Consider the following 13,552-nt stretch of genomic DNA (forward strand, 5'->3'; position numbering starts at 1 on the left):
ATTTTAATTATTTGGGGCTAAAACAAAGAATTATTATCTGGTAGGTCTCGCTTTGCGTCTTCTACCATATACATTGCTCTGCAGTTAGGACAGTACAAGTAATATTCATAATAATAATTTTGGTTTTGTTTTATTTTTCGTTTTTTAGGACTCTTTTTCACTGTAGGTGTATTGCACTTTCTACATAAATCACCTTCTTTTTCTATTTTCTGTACTTGGTAATACTCTATATTTTCTAAGTATTCTAAATACCCATCATCCTTCACTTTATGGTCTGAGTGAATACCTAGATTCGCCAAATAATCGCAGCGTTCATTCTCTAAATGGCCTGCATGCCCTTTAACCCAATTAAATGTAACGACATGCTTATCAATAACATCAAGCAATCTCTCCCACAAATCCTTGTTGAGCACTAAATTGCCTTTTGGTTTTATCCAATTATTCCTTTCCCAATTTTCTGCCCAACCTTTTACAATGCCATCTACAACATATTTAGAATCTGAATAAACCGTAACCTTTGCCTTGGTTTTTATTTTTTCTAAACCATAGATAACAGCCATTAACTCCATTCTATTATTGGTAGTGAGTTCATAGCCACCAAAAAATTCCTTTTGCCTGCCTTTATGTTTTAAAATGGTGCCAAAACCACCCTTGCCAGGATTGGGTTCTGCACCACCATCTGTAAATAGTTCTATTTCTGGTATGTCTTTATCTTCTGCACTCATTATTTAGTTGCTTCTTCAACTATTTTAATCTCGTCGTCTGTTAAACCGTATAACTCATAAACCATTTGGTCTATTTCTCTGTCCGTTTTATCTGTTTCTGCTTTTAATGCCTCTGCTTTTTGTTTTTGCTCGTTAAAATAGGGCATCCACTCTGCTTCTTCGCTTAAGGATAATTTGTTGTATTCCGTTTCATTTTCTTTTGCAGATTTTTTACGGGCTTTTTCTAACTCCTTTAAAAATTCTCCAAAGTCTAATTCGTGCCAGTTTTGTAGTTTTTTTGTAAGTTTTGAGATGCGATATTTTGACAACAATAAATTTATAAATGTCTTATCTAATTCATTCAAAATTTGGTTGATGTTAATTGAGCTTTCTATAATCAAATCTAATTTTTTATCCATTAAGTCTGGAATTGGCACAGAATTTAAAACTTTTGAAGAATAAGAATAATATCCTCCAGCTTTTAATGAAGACTTTCTTTGTAAAAAGAATTTTATCAATTTCGAATTCAAAATTGAAAGCAAGCTGTAAATTGAAATTTCAGTATTTACTGTTATGGCAAAAACTCTTGCACAAGAAAATCCACTCCCAGTTTTATCAAGCGAGAACCTATGCTCCTTTACTTCACCAGGACTAACTATTTTTGATTTATTGAAAATATTTTTTCGACCAAATCGTGTCAATGCATACCAATCTTCTCTATTCTTAAAAGTCTTTCTTGAGTCTTTTCTTGCCTGTAATTTCTCCTTGTGTTCTAACAAATATTTGTAGCCTGAGGGAAACTGATTTAATAATTCATCTTCAGTAAATACAACTGTTTTACCATTATCTTCTTTGTATGGATAAATTACATACTTGCTTGGTACTGCTAAACCATTTCTTATTGGGTCACCAGCTCGAATGATTGGCAAGAACAAATCTTTTTCAATACCTGAATTATTCATTTCTACCTCGTCAAACATCATAATTTCATCCAAGCCAGTAAATAAACCTGCCCAAGCATTGCCATAGTTTCCAAGTTCCTCAAAACCTTCCAACTTTTTAAGCAATTCTAATTCAACTTTAGAAACCAAAGCCCATTTTTTTTCATTTAAATCATCTACAGATATTTCTATAAAGCCTATGTAATTACCAATTTGAGCCTCTGAAATAGAATTAACCCTTTTATATAGAAAGTCATTAGGTGTGCTTTTTCGCATCGAATAAATGCTAACGTATGTCAATGCTCCTTCAAAAACTGGCAAATCACCAAAGTCCAAAATCTTAAGTATTTGAAATTTATTAGAAATAAACCTTCTCGTTTCTAAACCATATTCTGTAGTCTGGAATTGGTTAGATGTTATGAAACAGAGATGTCCATTATCTTTTAATAATTCATATGATTGCTCAAAAAACAATGTTGATATATCAACTCTTTTATGGGCAGTTTCCTTATTTGCTTTATAAAAATCAATTTCATTATACGGCAAAAATTGTACTCTCACGTAAGGTGGATTCCCAATCAACACATCAAAACCACCTTCAGCAAACACCTCAGGAAATTCATTTTGCCAATTAAAGGCTTTGTCTCCTGCAACAGCTGGGTCGTCAATTAAACTGTTACCACATTTTATATTGTTGTTTAATGCGGTTAGTTTTCTGCCTTTTTGTGCGGTACGTAACCAAAGCGAGAGTTTGGCTATTTCCACACTCTCTTCATTAATATCTACACCAAAGAGATTGTTTTCTAAAATTGAGTTTTCTACATCGCTAAGCACTAAAGCATCTTTGTTATACTTAGCTGATAATTGGTCTATATAAGCATGCTCGGCTATTAAAAATTCTAAGGCTTGGTTTAAAAAAGCTCCACTACCACAGGCTGGGTCGCATATGGTAAGTTGTAACAACCAATCTCTATAGGTTTGTAAGGCCTTAAGTCTTTTTCTACTTCGCTGTTTGGCTGGTTGGTAGTTTTCGTCCGTTATATCAAGCTCAATTTTCTTTTCCTCGCAGAGTTTGCCTACAGTGTTATCTACAATGTATTTGGTAATGTACTTTGGTGTGTAAAAGACTCCGTCTTTTTTACGTTTGGTTTTGCTTTGTTCGGTTTCTATTCCCTGAATTTCCGCTTGTATTTCGTCAATGTCGTTTAACGAATGCTCAAAAATGTGCCCTAGTATGTTTACGCTTACTTCACTTTCAAAATCGTAGTTGCTTAAATTAAGAGTGTGTCTATGCAGTAACTCGTCATTGATATTGATGTTATCCAGTATGGCATCTGGTGCAAACAAACCACCATTATAGGCAAAAATGTCGTGTTTATGTCCTTTATGTCCTATATTCATATAACCGAAGTACTTTTTAAATCGGTCGTAAAGCGGTGTATACGCATCGTATTTATCGCGTAAATCCTTCCAATCGTTAACTATGGAACGAATATAATTTGGTGGCAATAGCAATCTATCTTCAGCAAAAAAGATAAACAGAAAACGGTCGAGTAGTTTTTGTGTTTTTTTGAATAAGGTTAGTTTGTCGTATTCGGGATTTTCTTTTTGGATGGCATCAAAAATCTCATTTCTGAATGCAGCGTAATCTTTGTAAAGTTTTTTGGTGACGTTTTCTTCTTGCGTTAAAGATTCGTCTTTTATCTTTTTTGGAATGTCTTTTAGAAGATAGTCAGAGGACAAACAAAGCCAAAGAACATCAAAACGTTCTTTGGTGAGTTGAAACAAATTAAATTCTTCAAAGTCAACAGCATTGTCTATGTAAAAACGCAACTTTTCAAAATTGGAAGTAATGACATAATTACAACCTGGTTGGTTATTTTTATATCCAAACGCTTGGGTTTCTACTTTGCTTAAATCCGTAGTGTTTGTACCTTTTAGCTCAATTACCGCAAGTGCTTTTTCACCTTTTAGGATTGCTCCATCTGTTTTTTTTGAGTCTTTTATGTTTTTTAACTCGGTTGTAAGATTAAAGTCAGGTGTTGGGTTTTTTATGTAGCCAAAAACATTTACAAAAAGGTCAATTAAGAATTCGCCTTGGTATTGTTCCTCTTTATTGTTTCGTATGTTTTCTTGAATGGTTGGATTATGGAAATGGTTTACAAATCGCTTGTAAGCCTCATTAACCTTTTCAGATTCTAATCCTTTTAAATATTTGTTGAGTACAGAGTTTTGGAATAGTGCCATATTTATCTAGCTGAAAAGGGAAAATTTTTCAGAATTTAAGTTATTGTTTTGAGCTACAAGAATTATTCTAAGGGACAATAAAGATATAAAAAGCCCATAGTTTTCAAAATGAAACCTAAAAGAATTATTCATTGAATTGGCACTGCATTAGGTACTAATAGAACCGTCATTCCACGAAATACCAAAGGAACGGTAATTGCGAGCCATTAATCGAAACACCATTGCACAAAACACCAATAGTAATTATCATTGCGAGTGAGGCATACATAAATACAACCGTCATTACCCTATGAATCGTCATCGCGAGGAACGAAGCGATCTATTTAATGACAAGGTTGCCCATCATGAGATTGCTTCGTCCTAGTTTGCTTCGTGCCTCGCAACAGGCCTCGGAATGACAATCATGATATTGTTACAACGCTTCAGACCATATCAATGCCCTTCCGCTATAACTCGAAGCATTTCTGTAGCATTGCGTCCCGTTGGTCCATCAGGATCCATCTGTAGGGCTTTGTTGTAATAGGCTTTGGCCTTGTCCTTATCCCCTGCTTTAAGATAGCCTTCGGCCAAACTGTCCCAGGCATTAGCAGAATCGGGGAAAATTTGGGTCACAAAATCAAAGACCGCAATCGCTTCTTTTGCATTACCACGTCGTAAGATGTTATAGCCTGTTTTATTTAACTCCGTTTCAAAATCGAAAAACTTGTAGCGTGGGTCGGCAACCATGCGTTTGGTTTCTATCATCAGTTTTTCAGCTTCTCCCTTCTGATATAATTCGGTCATATATTGCATAGGATCTACAACAAAATTGTCGGCATTGAACTCTAATGCTGTCTTTAAAACAGGGTCGGTATTGGTGCTGTAGTCTTCATAACTCATATCCACAGCTACGTGAGGTGCCAACCAAGGGCCGTCTAACCATTGTGGTTTATCTTGCCACCACGCCCAAGACAGATAGATGGGTATGCCAGAATTTGGCAAAGCTAACGTATGGTTATCTCCATAAAAGTTGATGTTCTCAGCTGTTGGCTCTCCTATAAAAATGGCATTGGTATAATTATCCATTTCGTTCACTAAATTCTGACAGGCCGAAAACGTGCGTCGACCCAGAATCACAAAAAACTTCCCGATTTGGTTAATTTTTTCAGATTGAATGATGCCAGTAATCACATCCTTATTGTTAAAATTATTGCCGCCTCCGTTTAAGCGCACATCGATGACCAAGCGTTCTACATCATTGTTGTCAATAAAATCGAACACCCTGTTGTAAAAGCTGGTTATATCTTCCGATGGATCGTGAAACACAGAACTCTGGCGTACATACACGGTTTTTGAGTCTTCTAGAAACTCAAAATAATAGCGCTTGTCCAGATGTTTTAAATAGTGTGGAGTTTGGGATTGGTCTCTGGCCTCTAGCCAATCTCCTTCCGTTTGCATAAGACTATAACGTATTGGCGGTCTTTCCCCTTTTGGCAGTGCTGTAAACTGGTGTGTAAAGGTTGTTCCATCTTTCAAAAGTGTGAGCGTAACCGTTTCTTTTAATTCTGAAGTCATCCCAGTAGCATGCAAGACTTCCGGAAATTTCAGATAATTAATCCCGAAAGCTTTAAAGTATTGTGAATTTTCAGCATTCACCACAGGATAAATTGCTTCTAAAGCCTTATTAATTGGCACCCCTTCTACAGCTATGACTTTGGCGCCAAGGGCTTCCTTATGGTCTTTGTGTGTGCCTTGTATATAAACACCATCGTTAAACTGGTACAGATTAAATGGCAGATATCTAAACGCGAAGGGTTCGTGACTAAAACTAATATCGGTATGGCCATACTTAAAAAGGGCTATGATTTTTGACAACCCAACAACGATCTCGTGATCTTGTAGATTTGGAATGTCTTTATTGAGCTGTGCCACGGCAGCGTCAAATTCCTCAGCAGTGGTTTTTTTAAACAGAAATGGATAATCTTTATGAACGGTTTCTTGTAGAAACTTAAGGTCGTCTTGCCATTGACTGGCAGTTAATGTAGACTGTGCAGTAGCGTGTAGCATAAAGCTACATACGAAGAGTAAAAGTAATTTTTTCATTTGAGTTGGATTGATTGATTATATATAATGAGCTGTAAAAACTCAAAATGTTACAGTTTTATAAGGTTTTATCCGATTTTATTTTTAAAAGAAATTGAGATGGATAAGATTTTACATGGCTTTTCTCATCACGCGTTTCTATAATTAATATGTGTGGTCACTGCGAGAAACATAAATCGAAACGTCATTGGGAGCCATTAATCGAAACACCATTGCACAAAACACCAATAGTAATATCATTGCGAGTGAGGCATACATAAATACAACCGTCATTACCCTATGAATCGTCATCGCGAGGTGTCATACTGAGCGTGGTCACTGAGCGTAGTCGAAGTGTAGTCGAAGTGCACGAAGCGATCTGTCTATTACATAAGTTACCCCTCATGAGATTCCTTCGTCATTCTTCCTCGGAATGACAGTAATATTTATAAGACTCCTGCCTCGCAGTAACAGTAACATTAAAATATAACGGTTCTATCATTCCTCCCGATAACTAATCCGATCCCGAATCCCACCACTCTCACGATGAATGACCACATCCGCCTTTTTACGCTTGGCAATGGTTTTCGCCTTGCGTATGGCGGTGCTCTGCTTTCGATGTTTAGAGGTAATACGTTGATTGCCTTCGCGTCGTACGGCCCAACCGTCTTCGTAGGGTACGACGTGTTGGTGCCAGGTACGGGTTTTTGTGGTGTTATGACCTAAAGCTTTTAGTATGGCTTGAATGAGTTTTTGTATAGCGTCAGTAAGGGAGTTGTTTTTGGGCATTGTTGATGCTTCTTATATTTCCTTGTAAATGTAGTGAAATTACGTACTTTTTTGAAGCACCAAAAAAGCTACCAAAAAAGTGCTTTGCTGTAAGAGGAAATTACTAGTACCGTTCACTCTAGTGCTTCATGTTTTAAGGTTTGAACGTTACACTTAATCCAATACTTGATTTTCTAAAGAGACAATAGGCATACAGCTCACTATTTCTGCTCACAGCAGGTTCCGACGCTGTCGGAATTTCAAGTGCATTATGGTTTCTTAACTGCTATTTGAAATATCACTGGGAGGCATGTTGCGATGTGTCACAATGAGCGTGGTCACTGAGCGTGGTCACTGAGCGTAGTCGAAGTGTAGTCGAAGTGTGGTCACTGAGCGTGGTCACTGAGCGTAGTCGAAGTGCACCAAGCAAACCCAAAGCAGTCTCACCCAAGAAAACAAACACATAAAAAGACCTGCTAATCGGCAAAATAGCAAAAGCGATTACAACCTCACCAAAAGCCATAAATAATACAGTGACCCAATCCAATTCCGACACAGTCGGAAACAACGATTTTCAGAAATAATGAGCACATATTATCCTTTTGCATTCGAATCAAGGATTGAAGCTAGAAGTAAAATCAAAGCAATACACAATAATGCATTAGCGAATGGTACCTTGGTAAATGCGACAGCATTCACGAATTCCGATTTAAGCAATAAAATTCCATGAGTAACTTCCTAATAAATCGTTTTGATTTTTTGGTTTTGCTACGCAATATACTTTCATTTAAAACAGTGTTTTAAACTCAGTAGTGCATCAAGGCAAATGCGATAGCATTCATGACTTCCAATTTATTAAAATAGAAATAGCAGGAACTAAAATGAATAGGGGAAAAATTATCAGTAGTCTAGATTCATTTGGCAGCCTGCCCCAAGCATTACTGAAATGAAAATATATTTTCATTGAAAGTACCTTATGAAACAAGTCGAAGGGTCATTGCGAGCGAGAAACACCAATTGAAACGTCATCGCGAGGAACGAAGCGATCTCACTCTTTTTTCCTTTAACCACAAAAGCAGTCTCACTCTTGTTATTAAAGAACCGTACAAATACAACCGTCACTGCGAGAAGCGAAGCATGCGATGTGCTGAGCTTGCCGAAGTAAGTGACAAAGCAATCTTATAAATGGTAACGGACACAAGAATGAGACCTGCCTCCCGGCAGGCAGGTTGCCGCTTCCTGCGTCCTCGCTCGCAATGACGGTCGTAATCTTATTAACCTACGACTTATCCTTCAAAATAAACTCACCTTTCACCAACCAAGAAAACCCAAAAGCTTCAACGGCCAAGGTTTCCATCCAAAAGGTAAGCTTATGGGCTCTATACACATCATCTGGTATTACTTTTAAAAAGCCCAGAAATATAACAACCAGTGCTAGAGTCATTAAACACCCACAAACAATATAAATAATATTACGCTTATTTTTTTGTGTAGATCGTAAGGGTTTCATCTTATCAGACCTTGTAAACAGGAAAAAACACATATAGGTCAATATCCCTAAAAATACGGCTGCACTTACATAATGAAATCCAACCCTAAACTTATCATCTTCTAAAAAGGCAATGGTATGCCCACCGCATAAGCCATTACAGGCATCTACAATACTATCGGTCGGAAACAACAACACACAAAGCGCGGCTACACCTGCAAAAAATGACAAATAAAAGTCGATAGGCTCTTTGTACTTGTAAATCATCAGGAATATCGCCATAAGACTCACAACAATTATAAATATAGGGTTAGAGCGCGTATAGAAATAATGACTGATGGATTCCAATACTTCCGTATGCCCTGCACTGGTAACAAGGAAGGTATAGATAAGTATGGGCAAGAGCATGCCTAAAATGCCTATTAACTTCATTAGGGTTTTAGAACTTGTAATCCAAGGTGACTTTTCATCCTGAAAATTAACATTGAGCATGTCGCCCACTTTATAGGCGAGTTTTTGTTGTTGCTGTGACATGATATAAGGTTTTAGTCCGACCCGAGGCCGGAATTAAACGTGTGACTTTAGTATTAGAACATCAAAGTAACTGTCATTGCGAGCGCGGCAATCTGCCTGCCGGCAGGCAGGTCTCTTCATTTAACCTAAAATAATTATTGAGGATCCGCATTCTCTTTACCAGAACTGACACTAAAAATATTGAACCCTACTCCAATACCAAACCAACGTCTACCTTGGTAAATCCAGTTTTTGCCCAATTCGCGCGACAGAAAATCAAAACCAGCAAAAACCCCTACCTGCACTTTACCCACTTCTTTAATGAGACCAAGAGTTGGCGTTAATGCTGCCGCATTGGTAGCGGAAGTAATATTGCCATTTGTAGTCTCGCTATCCACAGGAACGGAAGTAATACTTATTCCTGAATATAGACTGGCGAACTTATTAATTTTGAAATTCAATCCAACTCCAGCATTAAAATTGCCATAAAAATCCAAAGGAACATTATCACCATTACCTGGTCTAATTTTTATAGGGATGGTAACAGTACCAAATTCAATAGTTATAAAAGCTGGTACGACTTCTGCATAACTTTTTAAGTCCTCTTTCGAAAGGAAAAAATATCTTCTATCATTATTATCATCAAGGACAAAATTATTATTGCGTTGCGTTAACAAGAGACTCTCTTCATTATCATTTTTCCAGTTAATAAAGGTAATAACGATTTTATCACCCAGTACTTTATCAATTTCAAATTTCCAGTCCTTTTCTGCAATCTTTGTCTTAGGAACGCTAGGGGCCGCTCCGGCAGGTGCTCCTGTTGCCACTATCAAAATAGGTTTACCATCAGCCTTGCACTCGGTAATTTCCGTTCCAAATTTAAATCGATAGACTTTGTCTTGCAATATTTGATCAGTCTGTGCTTGAAGTAATCCTACAATGAATAATAAGATAAGAGATGATAATTTAATTTTCATAATCCGTATAGTTTAGTTGGTTAATAGTTTAAATATAACAATAAGCACCAATGCTGTACATACCCAACACTGGGTAAATTTTACAGTTCCGTGCAGTCAACAACGAATTATGTGGTCCTATACCGTTTAAGGAGGCGGTACATTAAAACCTCCTTAAAGGTAGGAAAAAAATTTAGTTGTCAATTTTTATATAGGTGTACATCGTAATATTTACAGGACGCGTTTCCTTAGTGCTTAAGGTCTTGGTGTTGGTTTTACTACCTCTACCCTGGCTAAAACCAGCATTTACCCTGTTTGGATAATGTCCCCAGACTCCGTCTGGCATTACATTGGTACCCCAAGGAGACTGCTCTAAAGGGTAATCTATCTTATGTTGGTGTGGACCGACCTCGCTAGACTGCACAGAACCCACCAACCTGTTTTGATCAGGATCCAACCCGACTCCATTAACGTTACTGCTTCTTATAAAAGCACCGGACGCATTGGGCAAATAATAAGTATCCCCTTTTTTGGTCAGGATGTTGAGGTCAAAGTTCTCGTCTAACAATTGATAGAGTGCCGACCCTCGGTCTATGGCTTGGCCGTTTAACAAGATCCAAGTACCCTCTTGGGTTTTATTGAACTGAACGGGCTTAAGGAGCGACTGCTTTATAATGCCAACATCCTCAAAATTCGCTTGTGCTGTATTCGTTTCGCTTACCGTAAAGGATACCAAAGCCAGGCAGGCCAGGGTCAATACAATGGTGTTTAGTGTTTTCATAATGCTTAATTTAAATGGATATAATTCTTATATTTTTCTATCCGCCCTACCTTATTAATAATGTCATATTTGGCAATTTTATTAATGAGGACGTTTTCATTTTCTAGGAGACCTTGCAGGTATTCCGGATACAGAACTTTCTGCTCTAGGATATACTCAAAGGAAGGCAACGGTAGGTGTAACTCTTGTTTTGAAGCATCTATACCGTCAATATTCCTTGGCTTTAGGGTGAGTACAGGTCTAAAGTTCTGCGCTTTTCCTACCAGACTGAGCTTAAAGTAGGTATTCTCAAAATTGAAATCTTTATTAATGGTGTTTACCGCTTGCAATGCCTTGTCATAATCCGCTTGATTGAGGACATCATACAATTGCGCTATCTGTGTTTCTAGAGTGAGTTCGGTATTGATGATGTAATTGGCGAGATTTAATTTTAGGTACACATTATCTGATTGCAACAGCTTGTAAATGGTAGATTTATGCGAGGCGTTAAAACCCTTCTCCACGATATGCTTTTTAAAATAAGGCAGTAATACAGCACCTGAAATGATATTGGTCTGCGCTATCGCCTTTCGGTTTTCCAAAAGGATATGCTCAAACTTAATCTTGGTATTCTCGTTTTTTAGTACAGGATTAATACTGATTGTTTCCGGAATGTTGAAATTATCACCATGATCCGAATCATAAAAATAAAGATAAGGCTCTACCAAACTCGCAAACTCGGTTAAGGTTAAAAGCGACTGCGGATAAATTAAAACATCCAATGCCTCAGGTAAGTTCTGCTTAAAGACGTTTTCCTCCTCATAAAGTGTATTCAATCTCGGAATGGCCATATTAGCCTCTAAGTTGACTATGGAATACTCTAAATCATTCATATTGATTTTCGGAAACACTTCTCTTATCATTCGTAACATAGGTAGGTATATATCATTTTCCCAGGTATTTTCGGAATCAAAACTATTGAAGTGTAAATATGGCTTACTCATACTGCTTTGAAACACGGTGTTGTCGTACACAATCTTTACAATAGTTTTAAACTCGTTACTTTGTTGGTATATGTTACGCAATTGGTCTAAAGTAGTTGCATTCCTAACCCTATCGTAAGTGGTTTTGTAGGTGGAAACATTTTCAATCCTTAAGCCTTCAACCTTTGAAGAATAAAACAGTTGTGTAATACGGTCTAGTTTGTTTTCTATGGTGATGAGTTTTTCATCAATCTTGGTGAATCGCTTTTGGTTTTCTATAAATAAATCCACGTTCAATTGTCGCAGTTCCAATATATTCTCATTGATGACATCTAGCTTTTCGTTCATCTCATCGAGCTTTGCGTTGATTTTGGCAAACTCAGCCATAATAGCATCAAACTGAGGATCGCCTCCTCCTCCTCCACCAAATAGCGCAAAAGCTCCATTAATAGCTTGAATGCCAGCCATAGGATTACCATAAAATGCCATAGTTCCATTAATGAGCACATTTCCTAAGGCAATAGCCTTATTGGCATTTTGGGCATCCTTGTCCGACAGCCCCAAATTTTGTCCCAGTTCAACAAAATCGCCTGCATTGTTCAGGTAGTTCTGAAAGGTCTGTATGGTCTGTATATTCTCTAAGGTTTTTTTGGCAGATTTATAAGCTTCATTACTGGTATCCCCTTTATACTTTAGGTCTAAAATTTTTAGCTTACCATTAATGTCTGCATTATCGTAAAGCACATCGGTAATCACTCCAATTTTAAAAGCGTTGTCACTAATTAAATCAGCGTTCTTGGCTTGTAATTTCGAAATCAAGGCAATGTTGCCTTTATTGGTTTCTATCTGTTTTTTGTTGGAAGCAATCTGTACTTCATTCTCCATAATATCAGACCGCATATCCTTAACATCCTTGTCGAGTTGTTTAAACTTGCGTTCTACCTCAGCATTGAATTTTGCCAAACTCTCGGCATTCTCTTTAATACCTTCGAGTAATTTTTTATCAAAGGCTTTAACACTGTGCTCAAAGCTTTGCATTTTGGCATCAAAGGCCATGGATAGTTCCTCTTGACTTTTGGACACCAACGCGTCAACATCATCCTTTTGTGCCTTGAATTTAGTTTCGAAGAAATCGCGATTCTCCTTAATGTACTTTAAACTTTGTTGATCTACAATAGGCGCCAAAATCTCATAGTCCTCTGGGTTTAAAGCTTCGGAAAACTGTTCCAGTTGTTCTGAAAAATTAGTAACCGCCTCATCAAAGGACACATTAGGATTTGCCTTTAATTTCCGAGCAATACTGGCATCAAATGCCGATTTAATATTATCCCTGAATTTGGATTTCTCGACTGCTACCTTCGCCTCAACAGCTTCTTCGGCTTTCTGATATAAATATTCCTTGCCCATGGCTATTATGGGTGACGCAAACTTGTAATTACTCAAAACATCCGCAAAACCTTCCGTAAGGATTTTGAGGCGTTTATTATAAATCCGCATGGATGTTGCACCTTTCACAGGCTTATAGTAGGTCTTAATGATTTCGGCGTTATTGATAATAGCATCTGTTTTAGAATAGCTAGTCGCTGGTGCAGAAAACTGTTGCGTCCAATCAGGATCGTTTTTTAAAAAAGCTTTTGTGGAAAATGGCATAAAATCATTTTGGGCGGAGCCAAATAAGAATGAACCTATGAGTAAAATGCTTAATAGAGTTTTCATAATCCGTGAGTGTGGGTTAACTGATGTTCAAAATTAGGAATGGACATCATGGCAAACCATACCCAATAGAAGGTATATTTGGTAATAGAAGTGAAGCATTGATTCGAAAAACTCGCTATTGGCAAGCGCATCAAGAGTGCTTTCATACACCATTGAACCCTATAGTGAATTATAATTTCTACTGTCACTGCGAGAAGCGAAGCATGAGCGACGAAGCAGTCTCATAAAGGAAACGAACACCCCAAAAAGAGTCCTAACTCCCGACCTTCGATCATTTAGCGTAAAACATGCAGTGAAGCGAAGGAGGAAACAAAAATCGATGGTAACTACCGTTATGGCTATACCTTATCATCGCGGTCATTTATTTTATTGTTTGATTTGCTTGTTGTATTTCTGCTTTCTTCATTTGTCATT

General features: G+C 37.4%; 9 protein-coding genes. All 9 read right to left on the bottom strand.

Annotated features, from left to right (window positions below; genetic code table 11):
* Positions 1–17: 17 nt before the first annotated feature.
* Positions 18–725 (bottom strand): ribonuclease HI, encoded by a 708-nt coding sequence (gene rnhA, locus ACQ65V_RS14200; protein WP_430468431.1) that lies wholly within the window; start codon positions 723–725, stop codon positions 18–20.
* Positions 725–3,892, bottom strand: coding sequence for an Eco57I restriction-modification methylase domain-containing protein (locus tag ACQ65V_RS14205; protein WP_430468432.1), 3,168 nt, complete (start codon positions 3,890–3,892; stop codon positions 725–727). The genes rnhA and ACQ65V_RS14205 overlap by 1 nt, the downstream gene beginning before the upstream one ends.
* 432 nt (positions 3,893–4,324) lie before the next feature.
* Positions 4,325–5,974, bottom strand: a complete 1,650-nt coding sequence (locus ACQ65V_RS14210) for a tetratricopeptide repeat protein (RefSeq protein ID WP_430468433.1) — start codon at positions 5,972–5,974, stop codon at positions 4,325–4,327.
* A gap of 477 nt (positions 5,975–6,451) precedes the next feature.
* Complete coding sequence (locus tag ACQ65V_RS14215; protein ID WP_430468434.1) at positions 6,452–6,742, bottom strand: DUF2188 domain-containing protein; 291 nt, start codon at positions 6,740–6,742, stop codon at positions 6,452–6,454.
* A gap of 277 nt (positions 6,743–7,019) precedes the next feature.
* Positions 7,020–7,289: a hypothetical protein gene (locus ACQ65V_RS14220; protein WP_430468435.1), complete on the bottom strand. Its 270-nt coding sequence runs from the start codon at positions 7,287–7,289 to the stop codon at positions 7,020–7,022.
* A 711-nt stretch (positions 7,290–8,000) separates the two neighbouring features.
* The gene (locus ACQ65V_RS14225) at positions 8,001–8,744 is read right to left on the bottom strand and encodes a hypothetical protein (RefSeq protein WP_430468436.1); all 744 of its coding nucleotides are present in this window, start codon (positions 8,742–8,744) and stop codon (positions 8,001–8,003) included.
* Between the two features lie 134 nt (positions 8,745–8,878).
* The gene (locus ACQ65V_RS14230) at positions 8,879–9,700 is read right to left on the bottom strand and encodes a hypothetical protein (protein ID WP_430468437.1); all 822 of its coding nucleotides are present in this window, start codon (positions 9,698–9,700) and stop codon (positions 8,879–8,881) included.
* 172 nt (positions 9,701–9,872) lie between these two features.
* Positions 9,873–10,460, bottom strand: coding sequence for a hypothetical protein (locus ACQ65V_RS14235; RefSeq protein WP_430468438.1), 588 nt, complete (start codon positions 10,458–10,460; stop codon positions 9,873–9,875).
* A 5-nt stretch (positions 10,461–10,465) separates the two neighbouring features.
* A complete protein-coding gene (locus ACQ65V_RS14240; protein WP_430468439.1) occupies positions 10,466–13,138 on the bottom strand; it encodes a hypothetical protein in 2,673 nt (890 codons plus the stop codon).
* Positions 13,139–13,552 lie beyond the last annotated feature (414 nt).

It is taken from the genome of Winogradskyella ouciana, from assembly GCF_965284585.1.
Taxonomy (GTDB): Bacteria; Bacteroidota; Bacteroidia; order Flavobacteriales; family Flavobacteriaceae; genus Winogradskyella; species Winogradskyella ouciana.